This window comes from Pseudomonas sp. NPDC089428, from assembly GCF_044749325.1.
In the GTDB taxonomy this organism is placed as follows: Bacteria; Pseudomonadota; Gammaproteobacteria; order Pseudomonadales; family Pseudomonadaceae; genus Aquipseudomonas.
Map to the genome: position 1 here is coordinate 18185 of NZ_JBIVHT010000014.1, position 13619 is coordinate 31803.

10 protein-coding genes are annotated in these 13619 nt (G+C 62.4%); 7 read left to right on the forward strand and 3 right to left on the reverse strand.

The window, feature by feature from the left end; translation table 11 throughout:
* Positions 1 to 40: 40 nt before the first annotated feature.
* From ACIPZ5_RS21680 to putA, 3 genes are all read right to left on the reverse strand, one after another.
* Complete coding sequence (locus ACIPZ5_RS21680; RefSeq protein WP_261943576.1) at positions 41 to 958, reverse strand: LysR family transcriptional regulator; 918 nt, start codon at positions 956 to 958, stop codon at positions 41 to 43.
* A gap of 67 nt (positions 959 to 1025) precedes the next feature.
* Positions 1026 to 1817, reverse strand: coding sequence for a pyrroline-5-carboxylate reductase (gene proC, locus ACIPZ5_RS21685; RefSeq protein ID WP_261943577.1), 792 nt, complete (start codon positions 1815 to 1817; stop codon positions 1026 to 1028).
* A gap of 68 nt (positions 1818 to 1885) precedes the next feature.
* Positions 1886 to 5821, reverse strand: coding sequence for a trifunctional transcriptional regulator/proline dehydrogenase/L-glutamate gamma-semialdehyde dehydrogenase (gene putA, locus ACIPZ5_RS21690; protein WP_400810549.1), 3936 nt, complete (start codon positions 5819 to 5821; stop codon positions 1886 to 1888).
* A 290-nt stretch (positions 5822 to 6111) separates the two neighbouring features.
* Here putA and ACIPZ5_RS21695 point away from each other — a divergent pair, with 290 nt between their 5' ends.
* The 7 genes from ACIPZ5_RS21695 to ACIPZ5_RS21725 all read left to right on the forward strand — a co-directional run bounded on the left by ACIPZ5_RS21695 (position 6112) and on the right by ACIPZ5_RS21725 (position 13543).
* The gene (locus ACIPZ5_RS21695) at positions 6112 to 7473 is read left to right on the forward strand and encodes an MFS transporter (protein ID WP_400810551.1); all 1362 of its coding nucleotides are present in this window, start codon (positions 6112 to 6114) and stop codon (positions 7471 to 7473) included.
* 139 nt (positions 7474 to 7612) lie between these two features.
* Positions 7613 to 8902 carry an OprD family porin gene (locus tag ACIPZ5_RS21700; RefSeq protein WP_400810553.1) on the forward strand — a complete coding sequence of 430 codons (1290 nt, stop codon included), beginning with the start codon at positions 7613 to 7615 and terminating at the stop codon, positions 8900 to 8902.
* Between the two features lie 193 nt (positions 8903 to 9095).
* The gene (locus ACIPZ5_RS21705; protein ID WP_261943581.1) at positions 9096 to 10214 is read left to right on the forward strand and encodes an ABC transporter substrate-binding protein; all 1119 of its coding nucleotides are present in this window, start codon (positions 9096 to 9098) and stop codon (positions 10212 to 10214) included.
* A 63-nt stretch (positions 10215 to 10277) separates the two neighbouring features.
* On the forward strand, positions 10278 to 11171 hold the full coding sequence (locus ACIPZ5_RS21710; RefSeq protein ID WP_400810555.1) for a branched-chain amino acid ABC transporter permease: 894 nt from the start codon (positions 10278 to 10280) through the stop codon (positions 11169 to 11171).
* A complete protein-coding gene (locus ACIPZ5_RS21715; protein ID WP_400810557.1) occupies positions 11164 to 12030 on the forward strand; it encodes a branched-chain amino acid ABC transporter permease in 867 nt (288 codons plus the stop codon). Before ACIPZ5_RS21710 ends, ACIPZ5_RS21715 begins: the two co-directional genes overlap by 8 nt.
* Positions 12027 to 12827, forward strand: a complete 801-nt coding sequence (locus ACIPZ5_RS21720; RefSeq protein ID WP_400810559.1) for an ABC transporter ATP-binding protein — start codon at positions 12027 to 12029, stop codon at positions 12825 to 12827. The genes ACIPZ5_RS21715 and ACIPZ5_RS21720 overlap by 4 nt, the downstream gene beginning before the upstream one ends.
* A complete protein-coding gene (locus ACIPZ5_RS21725) occupies positions 12824 to 13543 on the forward strand; it encodes an ABC transporter ATP-binding protein (protein ID WP_400810561.1) in 720 nt (239 codons plus the stop codon). The genes ACIPZ5_RS21720 and ACIPZ5_RS21725 overlap by 4 nt, the downstream gene beginning before the upstream one ends.
* The last annotated feature ends 76 nt before the right edge of the window (positions 13544 to 13619 follow it).

Sequence of the window (13619 nt, forward strand, 5' to 3'; positions counted from 1 at the left end):
ATTGCTCAACGACCTGCAACCTGCAGTCAATCACGCCATCTCAGTAACCGCCGTTATGCGGCGGCGTCCCTGAGTTGGTAAATACATACACGAGCTCATCGGCGAGCAGCCGGGCTTCTTGTGTGAGAAGCTCCTGGTTCCGATAGACCAGGGAGATATTGAGCGCTGGCACCTGTTCCTCAATGTTCAGTATCTCCATGGCCTGACCATCTCGGTTGACGTAGTCGAGCATGCGAAGCGGCCAAAAACTGATCACGTCCGTGGTGCGGGCCAGTTCGCAAAAAATGATCCCAGCTGAACATTCAAGAATGTTTTCCGGGGGCGCCAGCTGGTACTGCTCAAACATCAAGCCGATCTGCGAGCTATCCAATGGCTCCTGCAGCAGCCAGCGCTGATCGCGTAGCTGTTCAAGGGAGCGTGTGTGGCGCAGTGGGTGGCCTCGGCGTACCACCAATGCGGTCGGCTGGTGGTAAAGCTCGGTCCATTGGAACCCGTCGCCATAGCGACTGGCCGGTTGGCACGACAATGCCAGGTCCACTTGCCCCTCACGCAGGCCCTCCATCAGCTTTGAAGGGCGCATCTCATGAATGCGCAGGCGCACCTTTGGGTAGCGTTCGCTGTATTGATTGATCGCCGCAATCACTTGTGCACGAGGCGTCGCCGGTGACAAGCCGATCGATACCCGGCCGTTGGTTTCCCCCTTCAGCGCTGCGATTTCTTCCCTGGCACGATTGGCCTCTTCCAGCATCAGGCGGGCCCTGCGTACCAGGCGTTCGCCGAATTCGGTGGTGGTGATGCCGCGGTTGGAACGGACCAACAGAGGCACCCCGAGCGATGTCTCAAGTTCCTTGATGGTCCTGGAGAGCGCAGGCTGGGAAAGGTGCAGCAAACGTGCAGTTTCCTGAAAGCTGCCGCTCTCACAGATGGTAACCAACACTTTAAGTTGATGGAGCTTCATAGGCGTTGTACATCGGCTACGTGGTGCAGCGTTGGCAGCCCTGCTGGCCGCCCGCTGCCCAGGGCTTTCAGGATTCGCGCGAGAGCGCTTGCGAACGTGAATGGGCGGCCTGCACCGCGGCGTCGACCAGCCGGCGCAAGCCGTCATCGTGTTCGAACGAGGTGATCGCCGCCGCCGTGGTGCCATTGGGCGAGGTGACTGCGGTGCGTAGCGCTACAAAGTCTGCGTCTGGCTGGGTCTGCAGCGTTGCGGCACCCAGGGCTGTCTGTGCTGCCAGGGTCTTTGCCAGTTCCGGGCTCAGGCCCAACCCGACACCTGCGGCAGCCAGGGCCTCGCTGAACAGGTGGTAGTACGCCGGGCCGCTGCCGGACAAAGCCGTCACAGCATCCAGCAGGTCCTCGTGCTCTACCCAACTGGCGCTGCCGACGGCTTCGAATAGCCGAGTTACCCGCTCGCGCAGGGCTGCATCCAGGTCAGGCGGAGCGAACAGGCCGGTGCAGCCCGCGTTGACCAGTACCGGCGTATTGGGCATCGCCCGTACCACCGGGCAGCCGTGGCCTAGTGCCAGGCTGAGCTTGTCATGGGGCACACCTGCGGCGACCGAAATGACTACGGCGTGTTCACGCACTGCGTGGGGTAGCGCAGCCAGCACTTCGCATGCGTAGTTTGGCTTGACCGCCACCACAATGATGTCAAACGGCAGTGTAGGCAGGGCTTCGACGCTGCTGTAGAGGGACACTTGGTTGGCTGTTTGCAGGTAGGGGTCAACGGCGCTGACATGGCTGACCAGGCCGGCCTTGAGCCAGGCTTGGCCAATGGCGCTGCCCATGCGACCGTAGCCCAGGAAAAGTGCGTTCATGGTGGTTCCTCGTTGTAGTGCGAAGGTGCGCAGCGCAAAGGGGCGCTGCGCGGGTTCGATCGTGGGGCCTAGCAGATGGTCATGAGGTTGGCGTTACCTCCGGCCGCTGCGGTATTGACGCTAAGGGCATGCTCGATCAGCAGGCGCTCCAGCGGAATGTCAGTGTCAGCTCGACCCAGGCCGTGCACGCCGACGATGGCGCCGTGGCGCCGTGCGCACAGCTGGCTGACATGGCGCAACTGATCACTATCGCCGTGGTACAGGATCGCGTCGAAACGGGCTTGCGGGTCGGTCCAGTCGCTGATGCTGTCGATGCGCGCTTGCACCGATGCCGGCAGTGCTGTGCGCAGGGCCTCATGGCTATCCAGCCATAGCGCGCGGCTGCCGACTGCCAGGCTGGCAGCGAGCTGGGCGAGCAGGTCCAGGCGGTTATCGGCCAGGTTCAGCACCACCTCCCGCGGCAGCAGGGTGTAGCTGTTGCGCTCACCGGTGGGGCCGGCGAGCAGGTGAGTGGTGTAGCTTTGCGACTGTTCCAGATACCGGGCGAAGAGCCTGGCGATACCCGGTTCTTTCTGCTCGGCCCAAGCGGCAAATGCCTTGCGTGCGTTCACCACATCTGTGGGAGCTGCAACCGGATGCCTGTCGCCGTCAGCCAGGGCCTGTGCCACGCCATCGAGTGGGCGGGTGGCGAGCAGGCGATACAGGTACAGTGGGCCACCCGCCTTCGGGCCGGTGCCGGATAGGCCTTCGCCACCGAACGGCTGCACGCCCACTACAGCGCCGACGATGTTGCGGTTGACGTAGAGGTTGCCGACGCGGGCGGTTTCAACCACCTGGGCGATGGTCTCGTCGATGCGGGTATGCACGCCAAGGGTCAGCCCGTAACCACTGGCGTTGATCTGCTCCAGCAGTTCGTTGAGCTGGCTGCGCTCGTAGCGCACCACATGCAGCACGGGGCCGAAGATCTCCCGCTCCAGTTCGTCGAGGCTGTCCAGTTCGATCAGGGTCGGCAGCACGAACGTGCCCCGTTGCAGTACCTGGCCGTCGGCCCGCGCAGCCTGGAAGACGGTGCGGCCTTTACGGCGCATGTGCTCGATGTGGTTGAGGATGTTGTCCCGGGCTTCGCGGTCGATCACCGGGCCGATGTCGGTATCCAGGCGCTCTGGCGAGCCAACGCGGTATTCGGCCATCGCGCCTCGCAGCATCTGGCAGACAGGGTCGGCCACGTCTGCCTGCACGCACAGTACCCGCAGCGCTGAACAGCGCTGGCCGGCGCTATCGAACGCAGAGCTGATGACATCCGCGACCACCTGTTCGGCCAGTGCCGAGGAGTCGACAATCATCGCGTTCATGCCGCCTGTTTCGGCGATCAGTGGCAAGGTCTGGCCCTGGCCGTCCAGGCGGCCGGCAAGGTTGCGGCTGAGGATGCCGGCGACCTCGGTGGAACCGGTGAACATTACCCCCCTGATTCTGCTGTCACCGACCAGGCTCGCCCCAACGGTCTCGCCCCGGCCTGGCAGCAGTTGCACGACACTGGTCGGCACCCCGGCTTCATGGAGGATGCGCACGGCCTGGGCGGCGATCAGCGGTGTCTGCTCGGCAGGCTTGGCCAGCACGGTGTTGCCGGCGGCCAAGGCAGCTGCAACTTGGCCACTGAATATTGCCAGCGGGAAGTTCCAGGGGCTGATGCATACCACAGGGCCCAAGGGGCGATGGCTGTCGTTGCTGAAGCTGCCAGCCTGGGCGCCGTAGTAACGCAGGAAGTCGACCGCTTCACGGACTTCGGCGATGGCGTTGCTGAAGGTCTTGCCAGACTCACGCACCAACAGGCCCATCAGTTGCTGCATCTCGCTTTCCATGAGGTCGGCGGCGCGCTCCAGAATGGCCGCTCGCTCGGTGGGCAGGGTCGACTGCCAGATCGGGCCGCTGGCCTGGGCGCGGAGGAGGGCGTTTTGCACATCGCTTTCGTTGGCTTCGTACACCTGGCCGATCAGGTCGCGATGATCCGCCGGGTTGCGTACGGCGGTGACGGTGCGCGGGTGGCCGGGCTCGTTGCTTGATGTGGGGCTGGCAGTGTAGTGCTGGTTGGCGCTGGCGAGCAGCGCCGAGGACAGTGAACCGAGCCGGTGCTCATTGGACAAGTCCAGGCCGCCGGAATTGAGGCGCGTGGCGCCATACAGGTTGCGTGGAAGCGCGATGCGTGGGTGCGCCAGGCCTAGTGCGCCTTCCTGCGCGGCCATTTTCTCCACCTGCACAACGGGGTCTTCGACCAGCTCATCCAGGGTAATGGAGCGATCCGCGATACGGTTGACGAACGAGGTGTTGGCGCCGTTTTCCAGCAGGCGGCGCACCAGGTAGGCCAGCAGGGTCTCGTGGCTGCCGACCGGCGCATAGATGCGGCACGGGCGGTTCAGTTTGCCGTCGGCGATCTTGCCTACGACCTGCTCGTACAGTGGTTCGCCCATGCCATGCAGGCACTGGAATTCGTATTGGCCCGGGTAGTAGTTCTGCCCGGCAATATGGTAGATGGCCGCCAGTGAGTGAGCATTATGGGTGGCGAACTGCGGGTAGATGGCCTCTGGGACCGACAGCAGCTTACGGGCGCAGGCGATGTAGGACAGGTCGGTGTAAACCTTGCGGGTGTAGACCGGGTAGCCCTCCAGGCCGTCGATCTGGGCGCGCTTGATTTCGCTGTCCCAGTAGGCGCCCTTTACCAGGCGGATCATCAGGCGGTGGCGGCTGCGCTTGGCCAGGTCGATGATGTAGTCGATCACGTACGGGCAACGCTTCTGGTAGGCCTGGATAACGAAACCGATCCCGTTCCAGCCCGCCAGGGCAGGCTCGAAGCACAGGCGCTCGAGCAGGTCGAGGGACAGCTCCAGGCGGTCGGCCTCTTCGGCGTCGATGTTCAGGCCGATGTCATATTGCTTGGCCAGCAGGGTCAGCGACAGCAGGCGCGGGTACAGCTCTTCCATCACGCGCTCGTACTGGGCGCGGCTGTAGCGCGGGTGCAGCGCCGACAGCTTGATCGAGATGCCCGGGCCTTCATAGATGCCGCGGCCATGGGAGGCTTTGCCGATCGAGTGGATGGCCTGCTCGTAGGACGCCAGGTACTTTTGCGCGTCATGCTCGGTCAGTGCGGCTTCGCCCAGCATGTCGTAGGAGTAGCGGAAACCTTTTGCTTCACGACGTGCCGCGTTGGCCAGGGCCTCGCCGATGGTTTCACCGGTGACGAACTGTTCGCCCATCAGGCGCATGGCCATGTCCACACCTTTGCGGATCAGCGGTTCGCCACTCCTGCTGATGATGCGGTTGAGTGAGGACGACAAGCCCGTTTCATTGTGGGTCGACACCAGTTTGCCGGTGATCAGCAGGCCCCATGAGGCAGCGTTGACAAACATCGACGGGCTCTGCCCCAGGTGCTGGCTCCAGTTGCCATTGGCGATCTTGTCGCGGATCAAGGCGTCACGGGTGCCCCTGTCAGGGATGCGCAGCAGGGCCTCGGCCAGGCACATCAACGCCACACCTTCCTGCGAAGACAGCGAGAACTCTTGCAACAGGCCTTGTACCAGCCCCTGCCGGCCGCCAGCGCTCTTCTGGTTACGCAGCTTCTGGGCAATGCTGTAAGCCAGCTGGTGAGTCGCTTTCGCCATCTCTGCCGGCTGGCGCGCCTGCTCCAGCAGCATCGGTACGGCGTCTGCTTCCGGGCGGCGATAGGCCGCGGTGATGGCAGCGCGCAGCACCGATTGCGGCAGGACGCTCTCGGCGAAGTCGAGAAATACCTGCAAGGCGCCCTCATCCAGGTGTTCTGCCTGCTCCTCGCCTGCAACAGCGGCCAGGGCAGAGTGCTGGGCTGGGTTCATGCCGCCTTCGATCTGCTCCAGGTAGTTGAAGATGGCCTGTTTGATCATCCAGTGCGGGGTTTGGGCGATCTGTTGTGCAGCCTGTTTGAGTCGCTCGCGGGTGGCGTCGTCAAGCTTCACGCCAAGTGTGGTGGTTGCCATGTTGTTATCACCGGGTAGGGAGTTGGCTAACGGAACGGTGCGCAGATTAAACTCGGAATCCATTAAGGTGCAACCGGGTGCAACCTGATACTCCCCATTAACTTTGTTGGATCTTTGTTCAATAAAAACAATTATGTGCCACGCAAAGGCAGCAAACGTTTGGCACTTGCCGATAGTGCACTGCAATGGTGCATTTACGCGTCAGTTATCCATTTTGTAATACCCATAGAAAAGTCTGTGGTTGCACCCTGTGCTCAATGAAATCTAGGATCGGTGCTACCCAGTGATACTTGGGTTATCGTGGCCCAACCAAAAAAATAAGGCACAAAAACATGAGCATTTCCCTCGCCGAGGAGCAATCGGCCAAGACCCGCCGCCGCGCGCTGGTCGCCAGCCTCACGGGCAGTTCGATTGAATGGTTCGATTACTTCCTTTACGGAACAGCCGCCGCGCTGGTTTTCAACAAACTGTTCTTTCCAAACTTTGATCCGGTCGTTGGGCTGCTGCTGGCTTACTTGTCGTTTTCCCTCACGTTCTTTATTCGCCCTATTGGCGGCGTGCTGTTTGCGCATATCGGCGATCGCATCGGGCGCAAGAAGACCCTGGTCATCACGTTGTCGCTGATGGGGGGCGCAACCGTGTTGATCGGCTGCCTGCCAACTTATGAACATATCGGCGTCTGGGCACCGATACTTTTGATCTTGCTGCGAGTGATACAGGGCCTTGGCATTGGTGGCGAGTGGGGTGGGGCGTTGTTGCTGGCCTATGAGTACGCACCGGCCAACCGCAAGGGGCTGTTCGGCAGCGTGCCGCAAGTGGGCGTGACGCTGGGCATGCTGCTCGCCACCATGGCAGTGAGCCTGATGGCGATGCTGCCCGAGGAAGACTTCCTCTCCTGGGGTTGGCGTGTGCCCTTCGTGCTAAGCGCAGGTCTGGTGTTTCTCGGCCTGTGGATCCGCCACGGCCTCGACGAAACCCCGGACTTCAAGAAAGCCAAGGCCAGCGGTAACGTCTCGAAAATGCCGGTCGTGGAGACACTGCGCAATCACTGGCGTGAAGTGCTGATCGCCGCGGGCCTGAAAGTGGTGGAGACGGCGCCGTTCTATATCTTTTCGACCTTCGTGGTCAGCTACGCGGTGAACAACCTCGGCTACCAGAAAGTCTCAGCATTGAACGCCGTCATGATCGGTGCCCTGACAGCCTCGCTGCTGATTCCGGTCATGGGCTGGCTGTCTGACCGCATCGGCCGCAAGCGTGTGTACATCGGCGGCATCCTGGCCATCGCGCTGTACATCGTGCCGTATTTCATGCTGCTCGATACCCGCACCCAGTGGGGCATCACTGTCGCCACCGTCATCGGCTTTGGCGTGCTCTGGTCGCCGGTCACCGCTGTGCTTGGCACCTTGTCTTCGGAAATATTCTCCACCCGTGTGCGCTACACCGGCATCACCCTGGGCTATCAGCTGGGCGCCGCACTGGCAGGCGGCACGGCACCGCTGATCGCAACCTGGCTGCTGTCCGAGTACAAAGGTGACTGGCAGCCGGTGGCCCTGTACATGCTGGCAACCGTAGCCATCTCGCTGGTCGCCATTCTGTCCGTTGGTAAACGTCGCAAAGACGACGCAATTCAAGGCGGCGCTCGCGCTGCCTGAATGCAATAACCGGAGCCTGGGTGCTCCGGGTTCAATCTGTCGCCACTCCGTATCCGTTCCCCGGGCCTGCCTTGCCATGGCAGTTCCGCGGGGGCGCGCGTCCTGAAAAAAAAGCAATAAACAAGGAGAGTCGCTTCACATGAAGAGAAAACTATTGAATCTGGCCATGCTTGCGGCCATGGGGAGTTTTGGCGGGCAGGCGCTTGCTGCAGGGTTCATCGAAGACAGCACGGCAAAGCTCGAGCTACGCAATTTCTATTTCAACCACGATTTCCGTGACACCGATACCCAGACCCAGGACGAGTGGGGCCAGGCCTTCCTGCTCAACGTGCAGTCCGGTTTTACCCAAGGGGTTGTCGGCTTCGGGGCCGATGCTACCTACACCCTGGGCGTGAAGCTCGATGCACCGGGTGCGCGTTCCATTTTCCCGGCCGACAGCGACGGCGAGGCCGTGGACAACTTTAGCCGCGGTGGCCTGACCGGCAAGGTGCGCCTGTCCAAGACCGAGGCCCGCTATGGCATCCTCACGCCGAAGCTGCCGATCCTCTGGTCGAACGACGGCCGCTTGCTGCCGCAACTGTTCGAAGGGGGGCAGATCACCAGCAACGAGATCGACAACCTGACCCTCACCGGCGGCCAGATCGAGCATGTAGTGGGGCGTATGTCGAGCAACTTCACCGGCATGTCTATCGCGGGTGGCACCCAGCAAAGCAACCACCTGCGTTTTGTCGGGGGCGACTACAAGGGCATCAAGGACCTGACCCTGCAGTATTACTTCGCCAACCTCGAAGATTATTACGACCAGCACTTCCTCGGTGCGCTGCACAGCCTGCCACTGGGCCCCGGCGTGCTCAAGACCGACCTGCGCTACTTCCGCACCACCTCCGATGGCAAAAATGCCGACCGTACCGCAGGTTACCTGGCATCGACCAACGGCAGCGGCAACGATGGCGAACTGGACAACTCGACCTGGAGCGCCAAGTTCACCTACGCCCTGAGCGGTCATGCCTTGACCCTGGGTTACCAGCAGGTGTCGGACGACAGCATCTTCACCCAGTTGAACCAGGGCGGCCTGGCCAACGAGGGCGCAGGTGGCACCAGCACCTATCTGATCACCGACAGCCTGGTGCAGAACTTCACCTATGCCGGTGAGCGCACCATCCTTGGCGGTTATGCCTACGACTTCGCCGCGCTTGGCGTACCAGGGCTGAACGCCAGCGTCACCTGGCTCAAGGGCGACCAGATCAAGACTGCCGTTGGTGCCGACCGTGAAGAGTGGGAGCGCGACATCGTACTGAGCTATGTGGTACAGGGCGGACCATTCAAAGGCGTGGGCGTTGCCTGGCGCAACGGTGTACTGCGCAGCGACGTGCTGGGCGATATCGATCACAACCGCCTGACCGTCAGTTACACCTTGCCGATCTGGTAAGGGCTTCGAAGCGATGCCATGAATTTTTCCTCCTCCCGCAACCCTCGGGAGGGCCGGAGCGGTGCGCCCGTGATTTGCCACAAGCGACTCAGGGAGCATCGGTGCTTGAGCTGTTCTACCCCGCTGGCGCAGGGGGGCTGCATGACGCAGTGAGCGACGGCGACGCCGTCACGATCATTTCAAGGAGACAGTTATGCCTTTCAAGTTCCGCTCCATGCTTATCTCGACTTCGATGTTCTTCACCCTGGCCATGGCCGCGCCGTTTGCGTCTGCCGCCGAGGCTGTGCAGATGGGCGCCGTGCTTTCCCTGACGGGCCCCAACGCCACCGTTGGCGAAGACGTACGCCGTGCCGTGAAGCTGGCTGAAGACAGGGTCAACGCCGATGGTGGTGTGCTTGGCAAGCCATTCCAGGTCATCGTCGAAGATTCCGGCGGCAACCCCACTACCGCCATCAACGCCGCGCGCAAGCTGGTCAGCGTTGACAAGGTGCCGGTGGTGATCGGCGAATACTCGTCGGGTATCAGCATTCCGATGGGCCAGTATCTGGTGAAAGAGGGCGTGGTGCATATCAACATCGCCAGCACCAGCGTGAAGATCCGCGACCTGGGCAGTAGCTCGTTCAACCTGATCGGCCTGGAAGACAAGGGCAACAAGTTTTCTTCCCAAGATGCCTGGGACCTGGGATTTCGTAACGTTGCCGTTCTGGCTCCGAACAATGCCTACGGCCAGGGGGTAGCACACGGTTTTCGCGCCGAGTTCGAAAAGCTCGGTGGCAAGATCGTCAACGAGACGCTGTACACCGCCGGCCAATCAACCTACCGCCGCGAGCTGCAACAGATCGCCCGCAGCAAACCGGACGCGTACATCTATACCGCCTACGGGCAGGAGTCTGCGGTCATCAACCGCGAGGCACTGGAGTTGGGGCTGCGTGAACAACCGTGGTACGCGATCCTGTTGTCCATGAGCCTGTCGGACACGCCGGCCAACATCGCCCAAGGCCAGTTGGGCATGGAGGTCGGATCATTCGTTGGCCAGACGGGCAAGGCTTACGCCGAAGCCTTTGCCGCCAAGTACAAGGAAGGCATGAAAACTTCCTATACCGGCTATGCCTATGACGCCGTGCTGATGGCAGCCAAGGCCATCGAAAAGGCCGGCAGCACCGAGCCGGCCGCAGTACAGGCTGCGCTCAAGGAGGTGGGCAAAGGCTATGACGGCGTGACTGGCACAGTCGCCTTCGACGATGGCCGCCAGCGCCTCGATCCGCCCTACGCCAAACTCAAGTATGACGGCGGCAAGGTCGTACCTCGATAAGTACGCGATACGCCCGCCCGGTTTGCCGGGCGGGTTTGTGCCTGCTCTTGCGGAGTGTTTTCCATGCTGCAGTTCCTCATTGATACCTTGCTGCGGGCAACCGACCTGGCGCTGATCGCCTTCGGCCTGAGCCTGGTGTATGGCCTGGTCAAGTTTCCCAATATCGCCCACGTACAGTACGCCATGCTGGGTGCGTACCTGACCTATGGCCTGGACGCCGCCGGCGTGCCCTTGCCACTGGCCTTGCTGTTTGCCGCACTGCTGGTCGGCGCCCTGACCCTGGTGCTGCAGCGCCTGGTGTTTCAGCGTCTGCTCAAAAGCGGCCCGGCCATCGCCATGATTGGCTCGCTGGCCATCGCCATGCTGCTGGTTGCCGCGCTCCAGGGCAGCGCGGGTACCTTCCCGCGGATGTTCGAGCTACCCCTGGCGGCGCCGATCCTGTTGGGCGATGCGCGTATCACCTGCACCCAGCTGTATTTCTTTGCCACCACCGTGGCACTGCTGGCAGCTTTCACCGTGGCACTGTTCCATAGCCGTCTGGGGCGAGCGATGCGCGCGCTGGCCGGCAACCCGGCACTGGCCAACGCCAGCGGCCTGCACGCTGCCCGGATCACCCTGATGGTGACCTTCGCCAGTGGTGCCATTGCCGGCCTGGGTGGTGGCCTGCTGGCATTGTCCACCGGTGCCCACATCAACCTGGGGCATGACCTGCTCTTGCCAGTGTTCGCTGCGGCCATCCTCGGAGGCCTTGGCAACCCCATGGGGGCAGTCGCTGGCGCCTTGTTGATCGCCTTCACCGAAACCCTGGTCACCAACCTGAACTTCGGTTGGCTGACGGGCCGGGAAATGGCCTTTCTGCCAGTGTCGTACATCAGTGGCGCTGCGTTCCTGATCCTGCTACTGGCATTGCTGTTCAAGCCCTATGGCCTGTTCGACCGGGAGGTGCGGCGTGTTTGATTTCCTGGTTTCCGCGCTTACCTTCGCCAGCCTCTATGGCCTGATGGCATTGGGGCTCAACCTGCAGGCCGGCTTCGGTGGCCTACTCAATTTCGGCCACATCGCCTTCGCCGGCCTCGGCGCCTACGCCACCGGCATCGCGGTCCAGGCGGGCCATTCGCCATGGCTGGGCATGGCCGGTGGCGTTCTTCTGGCCATGGGACTGGGCGGATGCGTGGCCCGCCTGGGGCGCAAGCTGGCTTCGGACTACTGGGGTATCGCAACCCTGGCCGTTGCCGAAATCCTGCGCGTGGTGGCGACCAACGAGGGCTGGCTTACCGGTGGTGCGCAAGGCATCGGCGCGATCCCTGCGCTTTTCGACGGTGTCGGCTTTCTGGTGCTGATGCTGGTGCTGCTGGGCCTTGCCACGCTGCTCTGCCAGCGCCTCGCCGATGGCCGCTTCGGGCGTGCCCTGCGGCTCATGCGTGAAGAGCCGCAATTGGCCGCCTGCATGGGTTACGACCTGACCTCACTGAAGTCACGGGCGATCATGGCCAGCGCTGCGCTAACCGCCGTCGCCGGTTCGCTGTACGCCCACTTCATGAGTTATGTCGGCCCCGACTACCTGCTCGCTTCCGAAACGTTCCTGCTCTGGACCATGTTGATGATCGGTGGCCTGGGCAACCTGCGCGGCGTGCTGCTGGGGGTGTTCCTGGTACAGGCCGCCTACAGCCTGGTGCCGTTCGCCAAGGATTACCTGGGCTTTGACTCCGACCTCGCCGGCGCCCTGCGCCTGGGCCTGATCGGTGCGATCCTGCTGGCCTGCCTGATGTGGCGCAGTGAAGGTCTGATCCCTGAAAAAGTAAGGAAGATCCCATGAGTGCTTCCCGCGAATACCTGCTCAGCGTGCAATCGGTGGCCAAGGCCTTTGGCGGCAACCAGGTGCTGCGCGACGTGAGTTTCAACGTGCAGCGCGGCGAAATCGTCGGCCTGCTTGGGCCCAACGGCTCCGGTAAAAGCACCTTGCTCAACTGCATCACGGGTTTTGAAGCGGTGGATGGCGGCGCTATTGCGCTTGAAACGCGGCGTATCGAGCGGTTGCAGGCCCACCATATCGTCCGCCATGGCATTGCCCGGACTTTCCAGCTGCCTTCCATGCCAACCAAGATGTCGGTCATCGAAGTGGCGATGGCCGCCTGCACTCGCCAGCACGGTGTGTTCGCCACGCTGCTCGGCCTTGCGGCGCTGCGCCGGGCCGAAGAACAAGCGCGGGCCAAGGCCGAGCGGCTGATCGATGAGTTGCTGCTCAGGCCGGTGCGCGATCTGCCTGCGTCGGCGCTGTCGGGGGGGCAGAAGAAACTGCTGGGCATAGTCTGTGCCTTGATGGGCGAGCCCAAGCTGGTGCTGCTCGACGAGCCTACCGCCGGGGTGCACCCCAACTTGCGCCGTGACCTGGTAGAGGCGCTCAAGCGCCTCAATGCCCAGGGCATGACGCTGGTGATCGTCGAGCATGACATGCACTTCATCCGCGATGTCTGCAGCCGCTGCGTGGTCCTGGACCGCGGCGAGATCGTCGCCAGTTGCAGGCCGGACAAACTGGCCTCCAACGCGCGGGTGATCCAGGCCTACCTGGGTGGCCGTCACAGCCCGCAAGCCCTCGAGGAGAACGCGCCATGATTGAAGTGAAGGACGTCGTCGCCGGCTACAACGCCGAGGTGGACATCCTGCGCGGCATGACCTTGCATGCCCAACAGAAGGAGATCGTTACCTTGCTGGGCCCCAATGGTTGTGGCAAGAGCACCTTGCTCAAGACCATTGCCGGTTACCTGCTACCGCGCAAGGGGCAGGTGCTGCTGCAGGGGCAGGACGTGTCACGGGTACCGGTGCACGAGAAGATCCGCCGCTGCCGGCTTGGCTTCGTGCCGCAGACCGACAACGTGTTCGCCAGCCTGAGTATCCGCGAAAACCTCCAGGTGGGCGGGCACTACCAGTGCCCCCAGGAAAACCTGCGACGTATCGATGAACTGTGTACGGCCTACCCGATCCTGGCAAAGAAGTTCAACGCACCTGCGGCGTCCATGTCCGGTGGTGAGCGGCAGATTCTCGCCTTGGCCAGGGCGCTGATGCCCAGGCCTGGCTTGCTGCTGCTCGACGAGCCCTCGGCGGGTCTGTCGCCCAAGGTGCTGCTGGAAGTGTTCGAAGCCATCCAGCAGGTCCGCGACCAGGAAGGTGTGACCATCCTGATGGTGGAGCAGAACGCGATGGAGGCGCTGCGCATCTCCGACCGCGCCTATGTGCTGTCGATGGGCAGTGTGGCGTTGACCGGCAATGCCCGGGAGCTGATGCACGACCCGCAAGTCAGCGAACTGTACCTGGGCGGCCGGGTCGCCTGAGACTCTGTCGGTATTCGCTTCCTCGCGCTCCTGGGGCCGCGAATGGCGTAGCGCGTGTTTGGTCGCGCAGCTTTTG

What these genes read in the sequence shown, in the direction of transcription:
- ACIPZ5_RS21680 (WP_261943576.1), bottom strand. Translation starts at nt 958, where the DNA reads ATGAAGCTCCATCAACTTAAAGTGTTGGTTACCATCTGTGAGAGCGGC.
- proC (WP_261943577.1), bottom strand. Translation starts at nt 1,817, where the DNA reads ATGAACGCACTTTTCCTGGGCTACGGTCGCATGGGCAGCGCCATTGGC.
- putA (WP_400810549.1), bottom strand. Translation starts at nt 5,821, where the DNA reads ATGGCAACCACCACACTTGGCGTGAAGCTTGACGACGCCACCCGCGAG.
- ACIPZ5_RS21700 (WP_400810553.1), top strand. Translation starts at nt 7,613, where the DNA reads ATGAAGAGAAAACTATTGAATCTGGCCATGCTTGCGGCCATGGGGAGT.
- ACIPZ5_RS21705 (WP_261943581.1), top strand. Translation starts at nt 9,096, where the DNA reads ATGCCTTTCAAGTTCCGCTCCATGCTTATCTCGACTTCGATGTTCTTC.
- ACIPZ5_RS21710 (WP_400810555.1), top strand. Translation starts at nt 10,278, where the DNA reads ATGCTGCAGTTCCTCATTGATACCTTGCTGCGGGCAACCGACCTGGCG.
- ACIPZ5_RS21720 (WP_400810559.1), top strand. Translation starts at nt 12,027, where the DNA reads ATGAGTGCTTCCCGCGAATACCTGCTCAGCGTGCAATCGGTGGCCAAG.
- ACIPZ5_RS21725 (WP_400810561.1), top strand. Translation starts at nt 12,824, where the DNA reads ATGATTGAAGTGAAGGACGTCGTCGCCGGCTACAACGCCGAGGTGGAC.